At 54.3% G+C, this 20109-nt stretch carries 13 protein-coding genes and 2 pseudogenes; 3 read left to right on the top strand and 12 right to left on the bottom strand.

Annotated elements, in window-relative coordinates; translation table 11 throughout:
* Positions 1–13: 13 nt before the first annotated feature.
* Positions 14–448, bottom strand: coding sequence for a hypothetical protein (locus tag CPter91_RS15950; protein WP_061941921.1), 435 nt, complete (start codon positions 446–448; stop codon positions 14–16).
* A gap of 278 nt (positions 449–726) precedes the next feature.
* Here CPter91_RS15950 and CPter91_RS15960 point away from each other — a divergent pair, with 278 nt between their 5' ends.
* The gene (locus CPter91_RS15960; protein ID WP_082792892.1) at positions 727–2343 is read left to right on the top strand and encodes a site-specific integrase; all 1617 of its coding nucleotides are present in this window, start codon (positions 727–729) and stop codon (positions 2341–2343) included.
* 3 nt (positions 2344–2346) lie between these two features.
* Here CPter91_RS15960 and bamE read toward each other — a convergent pair whose 3' ends face one another.
* The 9 genes and pseudogenes from bamE to CPter91_RS15995 form a co-directional block, all read right to left on the bottom strand.
* Positions 2347–3165 carry an outer membrane protein assembly factor BamE domain-containing protein gene (gene bamE / locus CPter91_RS15965; RefSeq protein WP_082792894.1) on the bottom strand — a complete coding sequence of 273 codons (819 nt, stop codon included), beginning with the start codon at positions 3163–3165 and terminating at the stop codon, positions 2347–2349.
* 79 nt (positions 3166–3244) lie between these two features.
* Positions 3245–8581: pseudogene (locus CPter91_RS15970) on the bottom strand (hypothetical protein); the annotation flags it as partial.
* A gap of 45 nt (positions 8582–8626) precedes the next feature.
* Positions 8627–10090, bottom strand: a pseudogene (locus CPter91_RS27595) (ESPR-type extended signal peptide-containing protein); the annotation flags it as partial.
* Positions 10015–10215 carry a hypothetical protein gene (locus CPter91_RS26570; RefSeq protein ID WP_150119722.1) on the bottom strand — a complete coding sequence of 67 codons (201 nt, stop codon included), beginning with the start codon at positions 10213–10215 and terminating at the stop codon, positions 10015–10017. The gene CPter91_RS26570 and the pseudogene CPter91_RS27595, both read right to left, overlap by 76 nt.
* A gap of 163 nt (positions 10216–10378) precedes the next feature.
* Positions 10379–11137 (bottom strand): hypothetical protein, encoded by a 759-nt coding sequence (locus CPter91_RS26575; protein WP_150119723.1) that lies wholly within the window; start codon positions 11135–11137, stop codon positions 10379–10381.
* A gap of 39 nt (positions 11138–11176) precedes the next feature.
* Complete coding sequence (locus CPter91_RS25830) at positions 11177–11455, bottom strand: PAAR domain-containing protein (RefSeq protein WP_082792898.1); 279 nt, start codon at positions 11453–11455, stop codon at positions 11177–11179.
* Between the two features lie 34 nt (positions 11456–11489).
* The gene (locus CPter91_RS15980) at positions 11490–12032 is read right to left on the bottom strand and encodes a hypothetical protein (protein ID WP_061941931.1); all 543 of its coding nucleotides are present in this window, start codon (positions 12030–12032) and stop codon (positions 11490–11492) included.
* Entirely contained in the window at positions 12029–13732 is a 1704-nt protein-coding gene (locus tag CPter91_RS25835; protein ID WP_082792900.1) for a LysM peptidoglycan-binding domain-containing protein, read from the bottom strand. Before CPter91_RS25835 ends, CPter91_RS15980 begins: the two co-directional genes overlap by 4 nt.
* Positions 13729–16446, bottom strand: coding sequence for a type VI secretion system Vgr family protein (locus CPter91_RS15995; RefSeq protein WP_236905831.1), 2718 nt, complete (start codon positions 16444–16446; stop codon positions 13729–13731). The genes CPter91_RS25835 and CPter91_RS15995 overlap by 4 nt, the downstream gene beginning before the upstream one ends.
* 428 nt (positions 16447–16874) lie before the next feature.
* On the opposite strand from CPter91_RS15995, the gene CPter91_RS16000 reads away from it, so the two are divergent.
* On the top strand, positions 16875–17192 hold the full coding sequence (locus CPter91_RS16000) for a hypothetical protein (protein WP_061946317.1): 318 nt from the start codon (positions 16875–16877) through the stop codon (positions 17190–17192).
* Positions 17193–17299: 107 nt separating this feature from the next.
* Entirely contained in the window at positions 17300–18367 is a 1068-nt protein-coding gene (locus CPter91_RS25840) for a DUF746 domain-containing protein (RefSeq protein ID WP_082792902.1), read from the top strand.
* A 235-nt stretch (positions 18368–18602) separates the two neighbouring features.
* On the opposite strand, the gene CPter91_RS16005 is transcribed toward CPter91_RS25840, so the two are convergent.
* A complete protein-coding gene (locus CPter91_RS16005; RefSeq protein WP_236905832.1) occupies positions 18603–19094 on the bottom strand; it encodes a lipocalin-like domain-containing protein in 492 nt (163 codons plus the stop codon).
* Between the two features lie 315 nt (positions 19095–19409).
* Positions 19410–19805, bottom strand: a complete 396-nt coding sequence (locus tag CPter91_RS16010) for a hypothetical protein (RefSeq protein WP_150119724.1) — start codon at positions 19803–19805, stop codon at positions 19410–19412.
* Positions 19806–20109: the final 304 nt, after the last annotated feature.

Raw genomic sequence — 20109 nt, forward strand, 5'->3', positions numbered from 1 at the left:
AACGGCGTCGGCCTCAGGAATGAAGTCCTCCCACAGCTATGAGCGCTCCAAAGCAAAAAAACATCAAACTAAAAACATGAAACATGGCCGCTCCAATCAACTGCCTGCGCTGGCTAGGCCTATCTGGTCTTATGGAAAACTCCTTGTACGCGACCGTCTGGGAGAAATAAAGCGCAAAAACACCGAAGCCATTAAATACGAGCCCAACGACAAAACATGCCACAGCCCAGCGAATTGTGCCGACCGACAAAATCTTGGTGAGCTTATCGAGCGTCGTCAGCATGCCGGCCACCGCCCCGCCATTGAGCAAAGTCAGGTATTTGACGATCTCCGTAGAAAGCGAAATGGTCGATTTGAACGTTTCGATGCGATGACTCTCCAGATACCTATCTTCCCAATCGCTCTTTTCCGCTGGTTTCGTCATATTTTGTTTGGACGCTTGAGCCATTCACTCCCCCTGTTTTGGGAGGAATCGTAGCATGAAAGAACAACAATTTCTTAATGGAAATACAAAAATCCGCCCTCGTCACTTGAAAGGCTGGGTGAAATGATGGACAGCCCCGCTGTACAGGTAAGATGGGTTCTTATCCACGTTTTTTCGTCGCTGACTGGCTACACAGATAAAGCTGTCAGGCGAAAAATCGAGGATGGCGTCTGGATCGAGGGCACACATTATCGGCGCGCGCCGGATGGCCACATAACAATGAATATGCAGGAGTATTACAAATGGGTAGAGGGCGTAAAGGCAGCGGTATAGAGATTCGCGAATCAGCTATTCGCGTGTCGTTTACTTGGCGAGGGATTCGTTGCCGGGAAACGCTCGACCTAAAACCAACTGCACCGAATATCAAATTCGCCGAGCGGATGGTTGAGCAAATCAAACGCAAGATGGAGCTCGGCAGCTTTGTCTATGGTGAGTTTTTCCCGAATTCACCCAACGCCGAAAAAATGGGCTCCGTAGTAAGGTCATTTGAGGCGATGAGCGATCTGTGGCTCCAGACCAAGGGACGACTCGCTGCAGCCACATTATCTCAGTACTCACTCGCACTGAAATTTTGGCAAAGCAAACTCGGCGCCGACAGCGCGATCGAGTCGCTCAGCTACGGCAAAATCGCCGCAGTGGTGGGCTCTCACCCGTGGCCAAGCGCTAAGCTTTGCAATAACTACCTAATTCCGCTCAGGGGCGTTTTTGCGCTTGCCGGACGCGAGATCAGCCACCTGGTAAATCCGATGCAAGGCATCGAGAACGGAAAGCACCAAAAGGCCGTGCCGGACCCTCTGTCGACAGAAGAGATGGAATGGATTCTTTCTCATATGCGGGAGCACTACGACCTGCGAATAGCGAACTATTTTGAATTTGCTTTCATGACCGGCATGCGGCCCGAGGAACTGATTGCTTTGCGTTGGGGTGATGTCGATTGGAATCACGGCACCGCACGCGTTGAACGGGCTCGGACTTTCAAGGGGCAGCTCAAGAGCCTGAAGACACATGAAATCCGCGACGTCGACCTAGTCGAGAGAGCAATGACCGTTCTGCAAGCCCAAAAAGCCTTTACGTTCCTGAAGTCGGATGAAATATTTGAAAATCCGGTCACCCTTCGCCCGTGGCACGATGAACGCAGCCAGCGTGACCATTATTGGAGGCCAACACTGAAGCGCCTGGGGATTCGGATGCGCCGCGCTTACCAAACCCGGCATACCTATGCGACAACAGCTTTAATGGCTGGCGTGAACCCGACATACATCAGCAGGCAGATGGGACATGCCAATGCCAAGATGCTTTTTACTGTGTACGCTAAGTGGATTTATTCCGCGGATCGCGGGAGGGAGAAAGCAAAAATGGAAGCCGTACTGCGTTTCCATTTCACCGATATTCACATACAAACAAATTCGAATTTGTCCCGAATTTGTCCCAGCATCCCCGCAAACCCCGAGAATACTGGTAGGCACGATTGGACTCGAACCAATTTGAGGCCTCCATTTGGTGCGCTTTCGCAGAGGCGTCATAGGAGAGCATACCCCATCATTGCCCTGAAATACCCTAGAAAAACCCACAAAAAAACCACAGATTGGAAGGGGAACAGAGGGGCAGCATGGGCGAAAAATACGAACGATGTGTCAATGCCAGGCCTGCCCCCCCTTTATTTAAGTCACTCTCCTGTCGAATGCGGAAACGACTCTACTGCGATCGCAAAGAATTTCCAATCTAGATGTACTTTCCTAACGACCTCAATTTCTGAGCACCTACTGGGTCCTAAGCATTTCAAAGGAAGCGGGAGTGACAGTTTTACCATCGATCATCCCGCACAATGTTCCCCCTCTACTTCCCATATGTCTATCTGATTCCTACCGTTCGCCGTGCACATCCAGAGTCACCCGCCGGTTTGGTTGCAGGCAGGCGATGACTGCAGCGCTACCACCCGAAGGACAGTTTGTTAACGGTTCGCTGGATCCTGCGCCGCGGATTTCCACAAGATGGCGATCGATGCCATGGGATCCAAGGTAATCGCGTACGGTGGCAGCACGCGCATACGATAGCCGCAGATTATAGCCATCCGATCCAATCCGGTCAGTGTGACCGGTAGCGACGATCTTGCTGCCTGCGACATTGTCGGCTTTGATCTTCTCGATCAGGCGATCCAGTTCCTGCTTGCCGGCCGGCAGCATGGATTCCAAGTCTGAGCGGCCGAAAGCAAACAAGGTATCTCCTGCCAAATTGTAGCGCTGCACCTTTTCCGGAACGGTCAGCGTGACCGGCTCAGGCGCTACAATCTTCTTCTCGCGCAAGAATTCGGCGCAATCAGGCTCCTTCCAATAGGTAGCCTGCACCAGTTTTTGGTCCGAATACTGCACCTGATACTGGCAGCTTACGACCTCGCTACCGCGACGGAAATTGAAAATGTAATTCCATACCAGCACGTGGAAGACGCCTTCATGAAAATGTGGCACCCCAAGCAAATTGTACACTTGCGTCTTCGTCAGGCCGGGGCCCATGTTGCGCAAATTTTCAATTGAAACAAAGGTTCCTTCTTTCACGTAAGAAGAATCGCGATCTGGAAACTTAACCACAACCTCATCCGCCAGTAATGCTCCGGCGGAAAACATCAACATGCCAGCACATGCCGCCACTCGCAGGTTCTTCAACTTCATCGTTATGTATTTCATTTTTTATTCCTCAGTTAGACGTTTAAGGTGCCAGCTTCATAGCCAGTGCAGGTACCCACACTGGCTATGGGCGGTTCTGTTACCACTGGAAGCCAGCTGATACCACACCGCCTGTTTGACCTCGGCTACTCGATGTCGCAGCAGCCTTGTAGACCCAACGTCCGTTTTCGGAGATAGTCGAAATACCTAACGCTAACCCGGTTTGCCCTTGGAACGTACTTCCGGCAATCGCCACCATGCTCTTCCCAGGCGCTGAAGGCTGCGGCAATCCACCTACTGCCATCGCCGCAGCGGAGCCCCCATCAGCATCATGCCGATTCGAGTCGACTGAATTCTGCAAGGCTTGTACTCTGCTATCGGTGTACTGGTTGGCTTGCTGTACCGCTGCCCCTAGGCCGCTATTGAATTGCTGGACGTTGACGGCATCCGTCGGTGCGGTTCCGGCGGCGACGTTATGGATGGTTACCGGACCGGCCGAGCTGCCGTTGCCCATGGTGACGCTGCTGTAGTTGGTGCTGCCGTCAGGATTGGTGTCGTAACGCACCCCGCCTGACTGCACCGCTTGCAACTGGCGCACATTGACTGCGTCGGTTGCCTGCGTTCCGCCCGCCACATTGGTGATCTGACGCTCATTGCCGACGCTGCCTACTGAAACAGCACCTTGCGTCGACGACACCACCGTATTGGAGAACTGCTCCTTGCCGCCGTTCATGCCGGCGCGGTCAGCCGTTGCACCGCCACCCAGCGCCACGCCGCCGCTGGCTGTCGCACTTGCTCCGGAGCCGATCGCCACTGCGTTCATGCTGGTGGCAGCCGCATTCTTGCCGGATGCAATGGCGTCCTGTCCCGTCGCCCCTTCGTTGTGCTCATTACTGCCGCCCGTCGAATTGACGCTGTAGTACTTGGTCTGGCCCAGCGCCACCACCGAGGTCAGGTTATTGATCGCGGTATTGGTCGCAAACAGCTGGCTGCCATTCACGGCATCCGTGCTGCTGGCGGTAAGCTGGCCGGCCGCCACATTGGTGACCTGCCGTTCGCTGCCGGCGCTGCCGACGCTGACCACCCCTACCGGTGCTGCCCCAGCAAAGTTGTAGCTATTGCCACTGATCGTGGTGCCAGTGGTGGCAACCGCAGCTCCTGTGGTCGAAGCATTACCCAATGCCACGCTGTTGGCTGTGCTGGCAGTAGCCCCTTGTCCAATGGCGGTACTATTTGCAGCGGTGGCCTGTGCGCCGTTGCCCAACGCCGTACTATTGGTTGCGGACGCTACCGCGCCGAAGCCGCCGGCGCTGGCATTGGCGCCGCTCGATACCGGCTGCGTCGCCGTCACGCTGCTGTCTGACACGAACGGGCCGGCCTTACCGGCGGTGATATTGCTAATCGCTGCCGTATTACCCGCAATATTCGTGGTGTTGACGGTGACCTGCTGGTTGGTTGCATACAATTGCGAACCGTTGACTGCATCGGTGCTACTTGCGCTCAACTGCCCAGCCGCCACGTTTGTGATCTGACGTTCCCCCCCTACGCTGCCCACGCTCACCACGCCTATCGGTGCGCCGCCGGCAAAGATGTAGGCAGTACCGCCGATCGTCGCGCCGGTAGTTGCTATCGCCGCACTTGTCACCGTGCTGCCCTGGCCCAAGGCGACATTGCTGCCGCTGGTCCCGACCGCAATGCTCGCACCTTGTCCCAGCACCGTGGCGTCGGCGTTGCCGTTATCGGTCGCCTGATTGCCCAGCACCGTGGAAGCGGCGCCAGTTGCAGTCGCGCCGAAGCCGCCGGCGCTGGCATTGGCGCCGCTCGAGACCGGCTGTACCGCCGTTATGCTGTTATCCGACACGAACGGGCCGGCCTTGCCGTTGGTGATGTTCGTGACGGTCGTACCCAGGGTGTCTATCGCTGTATTGGTGGCAAACAATTGCGAACCATTTATGGCATCGGTGCTAATCGCACTGATCTGGCCGGCAGCAACGTTGGTGATAGTACGTTCCGCGCCGAAGGCGCCAACGCTCACCGTGCTTGCCGGCGTGGTGCCGGCAAAATTGTAGGCCGTGCCGTTAATGGTCACGCCCGTGGTTGCTATAGCCGCCGCCGTGGTGCTGCCTGCGCCCAACGCCACAGCGCCGGGATTATTGGAAGAGGCGCCGGAACCAATGGCAATTCCTTGCGTCGCCGCCGCCGACACCGTCGCCGCGTCGCCCAAGGCGATGGAGCCCGCATTGTTTGCCTGCGAGGAGTTACCCAGTGCTACCGAACCTTGGCCGGTGGCCGTATTGGCATTTCCCAGCGCCACGGTGCCTTGGCCGTTGGAAGTATTGTTGGCGCCCATCGCCACGGCGCCCGTGCCAGTGGCGTTGTTCGGATCGCCGATCGCTACTGCGCCGTCGCCGCTGGCAGTATTACCCGCGCCTATAGATACCGCCTTGCCACCAGTTGCCGTTGCTGTCTGGCCGATGGCGATGGCGCCGGCGGAATTGGCTATCGCCCCGGTCCCTTGCGCAATCGAATTACCGCCGGTCGCTTGCGCGCCATTGCCTAGTGCAATATCGTTGGCAGTCGCCGGGGTGCCGTTGACGCCGGCCACTGCATTAAGACCCTGGGCTATCGAGTCGTTGCCGTAGGCATTGGCGACCGGACCGACGGCAATGCTGTCAGTTCCCGCCGCGTTGCTGTCGGCCAGCGTCGAATTGGTATGAAAGTACTTGATGCCGCCACCGTTGCTGATATTGTTGAGAGTGTTGCCAATGGCCGTTACAGCCGTATTGGTTGCGTTCAACTGCGAACCGTTTACAGCATCAGTACTAGTGATGCTAAGACGGCCCGCTGCCACATTGGTGATCGTACGTTCATTACCGGCACTGCCTACGCTGACCGTCGACACCGGCGTGGTGCCAGCAAAATTGTAAGTAATGCCGTTAATCATAGCGCTCGGCGTACCAACCGCCGCCGCCGTCGCTGATCCCGAACCTAGAGCCACGTCGCCAGCGTTTATAGCCTTCGCTAGGTTCCCAATGGCTAATGCAAAGTCTGCGGTTGCATTCGCATTTGATCCTATCGCAACAGACCTTGTTGCCGACGAGGCGGCCGTGTCTCCAAGCGCCAGCGACTTCGTTCCCGAAGACAGGGAATTTCCTCCAATTGCGGTAGAGGAACTGCCAGTTGCGCTAGCACTCTGGCCGATCGCAGTTGCAAATCCATTCGCTGGACCGCCATTGGTACTCACATTTCCGACTGCCACCGCATTAGAACCCAAGGCAATCGAATTCCTACCGCTTGCATTGGCGTTAAACCCTAGCGCTGTCGCATCGATATTGCTGGCTGTTGCCTGATTGCCAACCGCCACCGAGTTCACCCCTGCCGCGCTTGCACCGTTGCCATAGGCCGATGCGCTGGCCCCGGAGGCCACGGCCAGAGGCCCTGAAGCCACCGAATCCGTGCCAGTCGCCTGGCTATCCGCCAATATCGAATTGGCATGGAAATACTTAATGCCACCACCGTTGTTAATGTTCGTGACTGTCGTGCCAAGATTGGTCACTGCCGTGTTGGTGGCAAACAACTGGCTGCCGTTCACCGCATCCGTGCTGGTGCCGCTGAGACGGCCCGCCGCCACATTGGTGATGGTTCGCTCATTGCCGAAACTACCTACGCTGACCGTCGAAGTAGGTGCTGTTCCCGCGAAGTTGAAACTAGCACCGTTGATCACCGTGCTGGGTGTTCCCACCGCCACGGCGGTAGTTGAACCTGCACCTAATGCCACATCATTGGCATTGTTCGCAGTTGCGCCATTGCCTGCGGCAAAGCTGCCGGCCCCGGTTGCGACCGCAGCCGGACCGACTGCCACTGAATCGGTACCGGTCGCTGTCGAATCGGCCAGTGTCGAATTGGCATGGAAGTACTTGATACCACCGCCGTTGCTGATGTTGTTGATTGCAGTGGTATTGCTAGTCACCTGCTGGTTGGTCGCAAACAGCTGCGAGCCGTTGACTGCATCCGTGCTGGCACCGCTCAATTGACCGGCCGCCACGTTGGTGACCTGGCGTGCCGAACCCGCACTGCCCACGCTGACGACACCGGTTGGCGCACCGCCGGCAAACGTATAAGCAGTGCCGCCAATCGTTGCACCGGCGGTCGGCACCGCCGCCGCCGCCACGGTGCTGCCTTGGCCCAGCGCGACATTGCTTCCGGCAGTGCCAGCCGCAATGCTGGCACCCTGACCTAATACCGTTGCATTAGCGTTGCCGTTGTCGGTGGACTGGTTACCCAGCACCGTGGACGCCGCACCCGTTGCCGTGGCGCCAAAACCGCCGGCGCTAGCATTGGCGCCGCTCGATACCGGCTGCACTGCCGTCACACTATTGTCCGAGACGAAAGGACCTGCCTTGCCATTGGTGATGTTGGCCACATTCTGGTTGGTGCCGAACAGCTGCGAACCATTCACTGCATCCGTACTGGTCGCGTTCAAGGCCGCCGGCGCCAGGTTGGTGATCGTTACCGGCGCGCCGGCACCGGCGCCGCCGGTCGCACCAAGGGTGATCTTGCTGCCGCCAGCCGCGTCGTACTTGACCGCGATATTGGCCGTGTTATCGATATTCGTATTCAGCGCCGTTAATGCACCAGCAACTGTGGTTTGCGCAGTAGGACCCGTTACTGCACCTGTGTTGCTCACTGTATTGATTGGCTGGCTGAAACCGGTGACATTGCCAGTAGTCGGATCATAACTGGCGCCACCGCCCAGTGTTCCAGCTGTTGTCGTGCCCAGGTTATTGACGCCAGTAACAACCGAATTCAGCTGCGAACCGTTGATGGCATCGGTGCTAGTCGCCGAAATTACACCTGCCGCCACGTTCTGGATCTGGCGTTCGGTACCCGCTGCACCCACCGACACCACACCGTTGGTCGAGGCCGCAGCTTCCACGCCGGCAGCGGTGCCGCCAAATTGCGCCGTGGTGCCTGTGTGCGGCGCCGCTGTAGTCGAATGCGAACCCAGCGCCACATCATTGGTATTGTTCGCCACCGCCGTATCACCCAACGCTACCCCGCCCGCCGCAGACGCACTACTGGCATTCCCCAGCGCCATAGATCCTTGGCCGGTGGCCGTGTTGGAATTGCCAATCGCGACGGCACCTTGACCGTTGGAAGTATTGTTGGCGCCCACTGTCACGGCACCGGTACCAGTAGCAGAATTCGGATCACCAATCGCAACTGCACCATTGCCGCTTACTGTCTGCTGACTACCAATTGCTACTGCGCCGGCACCGCTGGTCACGCTCGACTTGTAGCCTATCGCAGTAGAACCCAAGCCAGCACCTGACGCCACTGAAGAGGTATCGCCAATCGCCACTGTGCTAGCCGCCGCTGCGCTGGTTAGACTACCCAACGCCACCGAGTTCGCGCCTGTAGCCTTCGACTGATTACCCACCGCAGTACCACCGAAATTCGACGCTACCGTACCGAGACCCAAAGCCGTAGTATTGGTCCCGCTTGCCGTAGCGCCAAGACCAAAAGCCGAGGCCTGACCACCAGAAGCATTGGCCGTCGCACCTACCGCAGTGGTGTTGCCTGCAGAAGCGATGGAGTGATTCCCAACTGCCGTACTATTACCGCCCGTCGCAGCGGAAGTGACGCCAATCGCTGTGTCCTGCGCACCAGTCGCCCTTGCCTGATTTCCGACTGCAGTGGTATCGGTGTTGGAAGCGACCGCTCCAAAACCGAGTGCAGTGCTTACACCGCCACTAGAGGAGGCATTATAGCCAAGGGCTACACTATCCACACCCGAAGACGCGGCATTGCCGCCCAGTGCTATAGAATTGCCGCCTGTTGCCTTGGCGGCATTGCCCATTGCGATGTCGTTTGAATTAGTTGCGCTGGCCGCCGACCCAATAGCAACCGATTGACTACCAGTAGCGAAAGCTGTAAATCCAAGCGATGCGCCTCCTGACCCTGCAGCCTCGGCCCCTGCGCCTATCGCAACGGCTTGCGCCCCCGAGGCAGTAGCGGTATTGCCGACTGCCACGGTTGAATCATTAGATGAGAGACTCCCAGCACCGACGGCAATTGCAGTGCGCCCGCTGGCATTCGCCCCAGAGGCTCCGGCAAATGCTGAGGTGCCGGTGGCTTGCGCTGAATTACCGACAGCCGTGCCGTTATTTTTACCTATCGCGCTGGCGCCAATCGCCGTGCTGCCGCTCACATAGCTCACCGACCGTTGAGTGCTCGCTGGCAGCCAGTCATCCGTGATAGTCCCCGCCACGCCCCCAGCAGAGTTACTCAAGCTGCCGATGGCTACGCCGCCCAATCCTGTGGCAGCGGCTTGCACACCGACTGCGGTAGCCTGTACTCCCGCTTGGCTCATGAAGCCCAATGCAGTACCGTAGGCCCCCGTTACCTGGGTGCCTGCGCCGAACAAGGTTATGGAAGTAAGAGATGTATTTCCGGTAGCACCACAACCGGCCACCGTTGAGAAAAAACCGCTACCGTCGGTTTGATACGTAGGTGCTACGCCGGGGGCTGTAAAAACTGTACCATCGACGCCAGTGTAACTGGGGCCGCAACCAGAACCAGCGCTATTGCTGATTGTGCTGGCATATATGGACAGTGGCGAGGCCAGTATCAGCGCAGCTACCAAAGTCTTTAGCGGAAATCCACCCTCTGGCAAAATCCCCGACACAGCACCTTCTACCGAGATAGGTGCACCAGCGGCACAACTGGATCCCGATCGTTTTCCCTTGGCGGCAACCAGTTCGGAGACGGCAACCCAGGCATTCAGAGTATGGCTAAAGACTGTGCGATAAACTTTATTCATAATTGGCTCCCCGCCAAAAAGTGGTAGACATGAATTGCGGTAGCGAATCAGATTGATCGCCACGACAAAGAAACAGAAGCCGCGATGACGGTGGATGATGTATGGATAGTTCGTCGTCGCCATGCAACAACGGCAGGCAAAGCCCTGCTCTCGCGCAGCAGGAAAAGAGCGGATGCGTTGCCGAAACGGAACATCGTATTGCACCTCGCATCAACCTTGATGAAGATCGCCTGAAGTATTTTTCCCACTTGTCTCCTCCGTATTTCGGCGCTTCAATAAATTCAAGAAACGTCTGTTTCTTGAATTCATCTGTGTCAGCCGCGATTTATGCAACCTCAATCACTCTTATGTGAGGTAGAAAATCGCATTCGCATTTTTACAATAATTTCCGTTTGGCAAAAAATCAACAACTCAATACCATTTTTGACATTTGTTAACATTTATATTTCCGCATGGAAATACCCCGAAGAGCGATGCTGCATGAATGTGTTCTTTTGGGCGCTGAATTGACCCACGTCGTTTGCCCCACTCTCCATTGCCATGGTGCAGCGCCACCTCCTGCATACGCTCCAAGCTGCCGCGCATATTATCGTCTCGACATTGGCGGCACCATTTGCCGGTTTTAATACCATGAGGCCTAGCATGCCAGCGATGTCCCCTGGCGCATTCCCATTGCAATGGGGACTCAGTGTTGACATAGGTATTGGAGAGGCAAAAACCACCATGTTTGCTGGCAATCCGTCGCATAGCCTCCAACTCTCTATCGCTTACACAAAGCCGGCACCACTGCCCAAGCGCTGTGCGATTCTGTGAGGCATGCCACTGGTGCTTGTTGGCGCATTCCCATAGCATGGGCGTCCGGCTATTCACGTAAGTGTCAGACAGACAACGACCGCCGCGTTCCTTTGCCATCTCCTGCACTTTATTCAACCAGACAGAGGCGACACAGGCTTTGCACCAGGAGCCGCTTTTGACGTAAGCAGGCGTTTCATCCCATCGATGGCCGTTGGCGCATTGCCACAGCAAGGGGGTCGTGACATTGACATAAGCACCGGACAGGCATCGGCCGCCACGTGCGACTGCGATCTGCTGCATTGCTTCAATCGTCAAACGTTGACTGGCTTTGGGATCGTGATGTGATGTGCTAAACGGTGTTTTTTTGCAACTCATTGAAAATTTTTTGAGGATTATTCCATTGAGGCCAAGGAACTAACCAACAGTCACACTCGTATTGCCGATTAGCCTGCAACCGCACTCGGTTAAACAGTCTTCCACCGCGACCGGGGTACCACCCACAGTAAAGGTCGGATGAGCGGTAACGATTTTATTAATGCCATGATGCCGGCCATCAGGATAATATTGGGGGCAATTCACCTCATCGCCCAGGCGCGCAATGGCTCTTCCACCGATGTCGTGGGTCGGCGAGCCGCCGATGACCTTGCCACCGTGGTCGGTATCGTCTCCGACAGTAATAATTTTCAGAGACATGACGGTATCCCGGATTGAATTTGTTCAGGTAGGCTTAGTAAGCAAACGGCCCTTGAACATCTTTGTACGTTGTATATAGGTACATAATTCCTCCTACCAAATTGATGTAGGATTTATTTTTTCCCCATTCTGCACTGGCAAACTCATTGGTCCAATGGTACTCATTTTTACCAAATTTCTCTGAGATATAAGGTTCCTTTCCAGTCAGATCCAAAATTCTGTAGTAAACAGGATTTTGGGATCGCCCGACCAAAACGAGTCGTAAGACAGACTGATGTTTAATTTTTTCTCCATATGCTTGGACGTCTTTCCAAGGAGAAGTCTTGTCGTATTGCGCACCTGCAATTGAATAATCGATGGTCGTGTCGAAATCGTCTTTTTCAAAATTCCCCCGGAGAAGAACTTTGTCATTCAAGACAACGCTTCCATCATTCGTGATTTGAATCATTCCAAATTTTGAATATTCTTCCTTCTTAATCGGATGATCTTTTACAAAATCAAGCTTATCTTTTTCGGCAAATCCTGCTTGCGACAAAGACAATAGAAGAAGCAAAATGATGGCTTTAATAAATTTCATGTTGTGGCCCTGATTGCAATCGTAACTTCCAGTAGTGCTCTGACCGCCGGTGCCGCGTCAGTCTTGCACATGTATTTGACTATTTCTATTCTGCTGTTAATAAAATCGTTAAGCCATGTTCGATGAGCTGTCAAATAATTGTTATGATTTTCTGCAGCTTTATCCGCTGCGCTATCCTCACCCACTTGGGCAATTAACAAATACTGAGCGTGCGTTGCTGTCATAGTGTTGTTGATAAAATCTTTGACATCACTCGGTCCTAAATGATGGGCTAGATATGCAATTTTGGCTTTTTCCCCATCGTTGAGCGAGTCAATTTTGAACTCTGCCTTCTTCAACATTGCCAGATTTTGCATGGCATAGTCCACCGCAGTTTGAATTGCATATTCGGCTTGAAATCGCAAATCAAGAATTGTTTGCAGATTTCCGTCGCTGGAGGTAGCCCGTCCTGTTACATACGGTCTGGAGGCGAGTAGCTGAGCTATGCTGCGTCTTTTTGGTTTGACCGTTGCTGTGACAAAATTTCCATTTTCGAGCTTGAATGCTGGAACCACTTTGGTCTCTTCGGTTTTCTTATGCTTGCTGATAACAGTGGCGGTGATAGTCGTGGTGGTCAGCCAGCCTTCTTTTTTAGCGCGTGCGTTCAAGAATGTGCCATCGGTCATCATCATTTCGATCCAGGTTCCATCCACGAATTGAGTCATGCCACGAGCGGATGACCTTGGTGAAGCGGAATTTGGGTCCCAAACTAGGGTATCCATTGGCTTTTTCTTGACAACGGGATTCCCCTTTTTATCAAGCGCAGGTTTCCCTGTCTTTTTATTGAATATCGGTACATCCACTAACGTAACAATAGTCGCGGACTCGGCATTCATGATTGCCGCAATCGCCTGAGGAATCATTCCAGCTCGATTTCCCGCATCGACAATGTACTTGTAATAGCTAAAGTTTTGCAACAGTTTCAAATTCAGCTTGTTCGGACACTCCAGCGTGACCTCTTGCACCGGATGGCCTGCCGCTGAACGGGTATCCGTGACTGTGCCAGGTGGCGTGGTGGCCGATGGTTTTGATGCAGAGCTGTTGGCCGCAGCAGCTGAGGACGCTGGAGCAGTTGCAGGAGGTGCTGGAGCGGCGGACGCAGGAGGTGCTGAAGCAGCAGCCACAGGGGACGGAGCAGCAGGAGGCGCTGCGGAAGTCGGGGGCTTTCCTTCATGTGTACGTAGTTGCGATTGCACCGCCAGTTTGGGACTGTGTAATCTCACATAAGTGCTGGCGCCTCTGGGACTGACCGTGGCGATGTGCTTGGATTTCCCGCTGATAGTCTCGACCTCGACCTTCACTGTGCTGGACTTGCTCTTAACCTCAACGGGCGGTACTTCTCCGTCACTGTTGGTGACATGTTCGGCGGTTTCACCATCCGAATGTAGCTTTACCTTCAGATCTTTGATCGGCTGATTGAGCAGATCCACAAACTGCATAAACAGTGTGCGCTCCTGGGGCGCTTGTTCATGATTTTGTGTCGCAGGACTGGATTCGGAAGCTTGGGGGATAGATGCCGGCACCTGCAGATGCTGCCCGATGTGAATCAAATTGATGTTGGACAAATCGTTCAATTCCGCGATGGCCTGCGGCGTCGTGTCGTGTTGCTTGGCGATTTTAGTAAGTGTATCGCCTCGTTGAACGGTATAACTGGTAGTCATGCTGTATCCTCATTGGGGTCCAAAGCTTCTTCGTTGTGCCAATCTGCTCTTTCTAATTGCTGCGGATCGTCTTCAACGCAGGTATGCACTACCCAGTCACCACTGCCCAGCAAGGCTTGGTACACCGTCGGGGTTTCTTCATCTCTATGCCGATCATTTCTACCGTCGCCACCTGTGTTGGCAGTAATTGCTGCGCCGGTTTCTCCAAATTTTCGCGCGACAACATCGACACTCTGACCGGGGTCGCCGTCCACTGCACTGATCGCCTTCCAACGCAAGCTGTACGGTGGCCCACCTATTGTCATATCAGGGATCACGACCGGCAAGTTCTTCGCTCCCGGTAGGCTATGTGAGGCCGCGTGCGCAATAAAAGCGCCGTTCGTTCCGTGCTCGATCCCTCCAGCATTGTATTTGACATAGCTACCGCCCCCATTGATTACAACTTCTTCCTTCGCCGTAATGGTGATGCGATTAGCGGTGTGCGTGATATTGAGTTTGGCCAGCAGATTGATGCTATCTTTCAAGGCTTTTACATCGATGTCCCCAGCGCTGGCAACCATCTTCATGCCGGCTTTTTGTACCATCAGGCGGACGGTTCTGGCGACACTGGCAAACAAGCTGTCACCGCTGGCGATAGACAAGCTCTTGCCGGTCGTGATGGCAGTGTGTTCGCCACTGGCGATATGAGTGCTGCCACTAGTGGTGGCCTCGATACCTGCGGGGCTGGCCAGCACCAGATGCGGCTCCGACAATTCCGGGAACGTCCCGTCGTCGCTGGTGCCGCCACCCTTGATCGCGTCATTTTGCGCTTTCAGAATTTTGGCAACATCAGCCTGCTGTCCTTGTGCATCTTGAGCGCCAGCTTGCTGCGCAGCGTCCGCCAGCGACTCGTGCTGGTCACGCGCCGCAGTCAGGCGACTGACCGTTTCCCCCAAATCCTTGATATGCGAAGCAGCATTGTTTCTGGCCTCGGTGGTGATCAGCATCCCCTTAGCCGACCGCGCCACGCCATGGCCGTCTGTCCTCAGCTCCCAGCCCTCGCCCCGCGCGTCCTTCCGGCCCGCATTGTCTTCAATCCGGGTAATGCTGCCCAGGCTCAGCTGGCTGTGCTGGTGATCGCTCTTTAGCTGCGCTTGGATCTTGCCGTTGGTGTCGTCCAGGATCAGGTGATTGCTTCTCCCCCCTGCTTTGTTACCGCCGTTGGGCGTAAGCTCCCGGCTTCTAAAGCCCATCAGCGATTGCTGAGTCGCCAGCTTCCACGGTGGCATGTTGCGCTGGTTGTAGACACTGCCAGTGACGATGGGCCGGTCCGGATTGCCATCGAGCCATTGCACCAGGCATTCCGAACCCACCCGGGGAATCGATTTGGCGCCCAGTTCTCCACCAGCCCAGGAACTAGCGACGCGCACCCAGGCGGAGCTGCGTTCATCGTTATTGCCGATGCGATCCCAGTGGAACTGGACACGGATGCGACCGTATTCGTCTGTATGGATGCTGCCCTGACCGGAAGGGCCAACCACGGTAACGGTTTGCGGCGATAGGATCTTGGTGTTGACACTGTAATAGTTACGGCCTGGACGCCAGGGGATGGTCTTGCGCAGGCAAGTCAGTTCGTTACGGTACTCGGCCTTCTGGTCTGCCTGCTGCAGATAATTGTTGCTGGCGATGTGGTGGACCGCAATGATCAGAAATTCGTTCTTGCCGGCGTCTTCGCGGCTGGCGAACGGACTGCTGGAGAAATGGCCGGTGAGGCGGTACCAGCGTCCAGGCAAGACATAGCGGTTATTCCCTGCCGCTTCAAAGTGTTTACCGACTGCTTCGATCTCTTCCATCCGTAGGCGCGACAGCTTATCGGCATCCTGGGCGCCTTTTACTCCATAAGCGCCGGTATATTCGTAGGATTCAACATCCTGCACATTGCCCTGCTTGTTCAGGGTCGGCACGCCGGCATTGATCGGCGCCGGGCTCTTGAAATTAAAACCTGAGAGCGAGACAGAGCCGGGAACGATCTGGCGCACCGGGGAGAATTCTCCAATGCCGTCTTCTTCAGTAGCACCGCCATGGCGCTGGAAGCGGATCTCTTCACCGCCGTCGATGGCTGCGGCCTGGGTGGAGTCATCGGTGATGATGAGTTTATGGCCCTTGTCGGTGTGCTCGTAGTAGTACAGTAGACCAGCCGCTTCCAGGCGACGGTGGACGTAGTTATGGTCGCTTTCGTCAAACTGGATGGCGTCCGTCATGACCGGATCGGTCCCGCTGACGCGATAGTCCCAGTCGGGCAAGGTGCCGTAGTCGGCGCAGATGGCGTCGATCTGCTCGCGCAGGGTCTTGCCATGGAAAATGTAGTTATCCTTGCGCAGGCGCAGGTATTGGGTCCAGGGGCCAAGCTTGGCTTGATAGAAAGTGATATTGCCGTCGGTGCGGAGCAGGCGGAATTCGAAGCAGTAACCGGTGAAGTAACGCAGGCTGCCGTCGGCTCTGACTAATTCCACGCAGAACAGCTTGCCTTGCAGATCCTTCAGGGCCAGCTCGGCGTCATCCGACAGTAATTCCACGGTGTAGCCGAAATCGCGCGACAGGCTTTCGACGGCATCGAGCTTGTTGACCAGCAGCTGGGCTTGCGGACCATCGTCGTGAGGGAAGGACAGCCGAAGAATACGGTTGTTCTGCCGGCCTTGGATCAAAGCGGACAGGGATTGAAGCACGCTACTCATACGGGAGTCCTCGAAATTAAACTATCACTAGTGCAATTTTTTAGCTGAAAAAAGACCGATCATTCTACTTGATAAATATTCCATTAATTATAATGGCCCGTATCTTTAGTTGCCAGTGTGAAATACTTATAGCGTAGATAATTTTGCATGAACTCACACTTCTGTTGGAGTTTTGAAACAGCATAGAAAGGAGCGATGGAATTTCCCTGCCGTTCATTTCAAGGCCTCGCGAATTTGGCCACCCAAGATCACACGTGCGCCTTGTCTCGCTTAAGAATACTTGGGTAGATTATAATATTTCTCACGAGAACTAATTTCGCAAAGCTGCAACAATATAAACATGCAAAAGTGGAAACGATTTTGCTATATTGATTATTATCTCTATGTTAAAGATCGCATTACCAGAAAACATAAGGAGTCAATTTGACATGAGTACTATCCCCGCCCCAGCCGCTTCAGGTCACGACAAACTCAGTGAGCAGGCAACCTACGATCCGAATCACCTGCTAGATTCACTCATCGAAAAATTGCAATTGAAAAATGATGCGGCGCTAGCGCGCGCACTCGAAGTCGCGCCACCGGTTGTCAGCAAGATCCGACACCTCAGTTTGCCTGTTGGCGCGTCGCTTCTGATCCAAATGAACGAAATCACTGATCTCCCAATTAGAGAACTGCGCGCCTTAATGGGAGATCACCGAGAAAAATTTCATATGGGCGGCAGTCACCCCAAGCCAAAACATACTTGAAGTCAATTTCGAGGGGGAAGGTTCGGATGAATAGAGCCTAAATTTGAAGTAATTAGCTCGAAAATGGCATCGTTAGGAATTTCCGTTTTAATTCTGCAATAGTACTTATGGTCGCCCCTATTTCTAAAAAAAATCCCTCATCAAGTCATGCCCGTAATCGTCGCCATCATATCTGGACTGCAAAGACAGAGGCACTATTAGGCACAGCCTCGGATCGCACAATTGCTGCAGAACTAGGAATTAATCGAATTACAGTTGCGCGCCGTCGACAGGAGTTAGGGATTGCGTCGTTTGGCACGAAAGCTGTGGTGTGGACCGCGGAGATGGATGCACAATTAGGCACGAACATTGATACCGTCGTGGCACAAAAACTCGACGTCACTGTTTGGCAGGTGAGCTGGCGCAGACGCCAGCTGAACATCCCGCCTACACAGCCTCGCTCAAAACAGCTCAGCAGCATTATCGCTAAGGTACAGCCCTCGCCCCTCCCCCCTAAATCAGATGAGGCGCCGACTAGAAAGCCTTTTCTAGTCGATCAACCGCAGTTCCGGCGTGCCGGCGGATCCTATCCTGATACAGAGGACAAAGCATTGACGGCCTTCTTGGAAAGAGCCTTGGCCGAGGCGTACTCTCTTGATCTACAGCCTATTGCCTGCCCATACTGCCATTCCCACCATACCTCTTTGACACAAAAAGCACATGCTCGCTCGCCTAGACCAGCTTTTTATTGCGGGAAGTGCGACAAACGGTTCAATCGATTGACCGGCACGCCGCTGGCAAGACTTCGCCACGCAGAAATGATGCCTGCATTTGTCCGTCTTCTATCACAGCAATTGCCATATGAAGAAGCGTGCAGGCGGCTCGGAGTAGATTACAAAGCCATTGCCAACTGGACGAAAAAATTTAGATTGTGGTTGCTGCAGCTAGATCCATCCGGCCGATGGGAGGCGAAAGTTCTCTTGGGGATAAAGACCCGCGCTTATATCCAGTGCCCACGTTGCGGTGCTGAAGGTGAAAAGCAATTCCTTGGAGGATCAGACCATCGTGGACGCAGGCTAATTTGCTCAGCTTGTAGTACCACTTTCGGTGTGCGCGATGCAGAGCTCTTGACACAACAAAGAGTACGACTTGAGATTTTATATGACCCTAGCAAGGTAGATACCCTGACAACCTAAATCGCTGCGCCCGAAAAACACATCCCTTGTGATGCGTTGTACCGCACACGCGTTCTGTATTCTGAGCACCCGGTCTACCTGCCGGAAAATCGCTCCATACTGCAGCACTTGATTCAGGCTATCTTCCTCACCTGGATGCGCCCCAATATTTGGAGTAGATCCTCCTTGGTTAGCACCAATTGGTAAATCTTGCTTTGAGTGGCTGGACCGATGTGTGATGACTGAGCCGACAAATTTATTTGTCTTGCACGAAGGTGATGATCGAACGGGTGGTGCCGGGCCAGTTCGGCATCTGCCGCCACGGTGTCAGCACCTCCAGACGGTCGCCTTCGAGGCGGAACTCACGGCACTGCACGGTACCGACCCACTCCGGATTCCACGCTGCCTCAACCTGTGTGCACCACTCATTGCCATGAATCTGCTCGATACCGGTGTAGGCGACCAGCGTGTTCAACAACTCTGCCTTCTCTGCGTCGGTCTTTCCGCTCTTCCTGCCTTCACCTGTTAAGACGAAGGCCACGCGGTGATCCGCGGTAAAGATCACGCGTCCGGTCGGATGGTCTCCCATCGCCGGAATCTTCTTGCCCGTGTCCTTTGATTCAACCTGATATCCGATCAGCTTCCACGATCCTGTGAGCGACGTTTCCTGTGCCTGTGCCGTCGCAAAAGCGGTCGCAGCCAGAAGGATGCTCAAGGACACCACTCGTTTTTTTTTCATATCGGTCATGTTCTTCGATTGATTAATAGGCCTAGTGGGAGCGAAGCTACAGTAAGGTGCTAATTTGCACCGAAAACTGACCTCCGGCGGGTGCAAAACAACAATGCCACCTTTCGCACCGAATGATGCACAGATGACGCGGATTCGTTTCTGTCGGACTCAATATAATGCGCTCCCTCTAGAAAGGCCATGCACAGGGTATCCCAAAGGTCGTGCGATGGGATGAACCATCACTGTCATGTATCGTTTTGCGTTCAAGCAAAGGGGACGGTTACCTTTAAAAAGGACCTAAAGATATCTCTGGATGCGATATAGGGATTGAGACTAAAGATGTCCCATCTTCAACTGAAATTTCTGGAACAGACTAGCGATTTGCGTTGAGTCGACAGACTTCATATGAGGGGGAATGCGTGTCATTCGGATAAGCAACGCCGCATCATGCAATGTCTTTCTGTAAGACGTCATACTGTCGTCTGCACGATCGGCCAGCGTCATCAAAGCGCTTTTGAATGCCAACAGAAAAGCATCAGGATCACGCGGCTTGCTCGTGGTCAGGTAATGAAAAACGTTGTCGACGACACCGTCAACAGCAAGTTGAACATTGACACCATATAGCGTCAGCGTCGCCAGTCCCAAAATTTTGTTGACGCTGTCCTTCAGAAATGGATCGTTGGCGTAGGTTTTCATAGGTCCTATTGCAGGCAACATTGTAGTAGACATGAAAAGTATCCTAGATAGCCGTGAGAAGCTTGTCCATCAGGAATTGCAGCATTTAACGATTGTTTTCAAAAACACAGACTCCAGGTCTGACAAGTGTCTTTTTCAGGTTACTCGCCATCATCGTGATACGCGCGCGCATCTGACAATTAGGCATGCGCAAATGCGTCCTCCGCAGCCCGTAGGGTCGCATCTTGAATGCCTGGTCGAGCAGGCCTTGGACGTGCTGATTTGAGAATGTGATTCGGGCATCCTTCACGGCCTCGGCGGCCAACACGGAGCACTGCGCTCGGAGATTGAAGAAGCG

Source organism: Collimonas pratensis, assembly GCF_001584185.1.
Classification (GTDB): Bacteria; Pseudomonadota; Gammaproteobacteria; order Burkholderiales; family Burkholderiaceae_D; genus Collimonas; species Collimonas pratensis.

What these genes read in the sequence shown, in the direction of transcription:
- CPter91_RS15950 (WP_061941921.1), bottom strand. Translation starts at nt 448, where the DNA reads ATGGCTCAAGCGTCCAAACAAAATATGACGAAACCAGCGGAAAAGAGC.
- CPter91_RS15960 (WP_082792892.1), top strand. Translation starts at nt 727, where the DNA reads ATGGGTAGAGGGCGTAAAGGCAGCGGTATAGAGATTCGCGAATCAGCT.
- bamE (WP_082792894.1), bottom strand. Translation starts at nt 3,165, where the DNA reads ATGAAATACATAACGATGAAGTTGAAGAACCTGCGAGTGGCGGCATGT.
- CPter91_RS26575 (WP_150119723.1), bottom strand. Translation starts at nt 11,137, where the DNA reads ATGAGTTGCAAAAAAACACCGTTTAGCACATCACATCACGATCCCAAA.
- CPter91_RS25830 (WP_082792898.1), bottom strand. Translation starts at nt 11,455, where the DNA reads ATGTCTCTGAAAATTATTACTGTCGGAGACGATACCGACCACGGTGGC.
- CPter91_RS15980 (WP_061941931.1), bottom strand. Translation starts at nt 12,032, where the DNA reads ATGAAATTTATTAAAGCCATCATTTTGCTTCTTCTATTGTCTTTGTCG.
- CPter91_RS25835 (WP_082792900.1), bottom strand. Translation starts at nt 13,732, where the DNA reads ATGACTACCAGTTATACCGTTCAACGAGGCGATACACTTACTAAAATC.
- CPter91_RS15995 (WP_236905831.1), bottom strand. Translation starts at nt 16,446, where the DNA reads ATGAGTAGCGTGCTTCAATCCCTGTCCGCTTTGATCCAAGGCCGGCAG.
- CPter91_RS16000 (WP_061946317.1), top strand. Translation starts at nt 16,875, where the DNA reads ATGAGTACTATCCCCGCCCCAGCCGCTTCAGGTCACGACAAACTCAGT.
- CPter91_RS25840 (WP_082792902.1), top strand. Translation starts at nt 17,300, where the DNA reads ATGGTCGCCCCTATTTCTAAAAAAAATCCCTCATCAAGTCATGCCCGT.
- CPter91_RS16005 (WP_236905832.1), bottom strand. Translation starts at nt 19,094, where the DNA reads ATGACCGATATGAAAAAAAAACGAGTGGTGTCCTTGAGCATCCTTCTG.
- CPter91_RS16010 (WP_150119724.1), bottom strand. Translation starts at nt 19,805, where the DNA reads ATGTCTACTACAATGTTGCCTGCAATAGGACCTATGAAAACCTACGCC.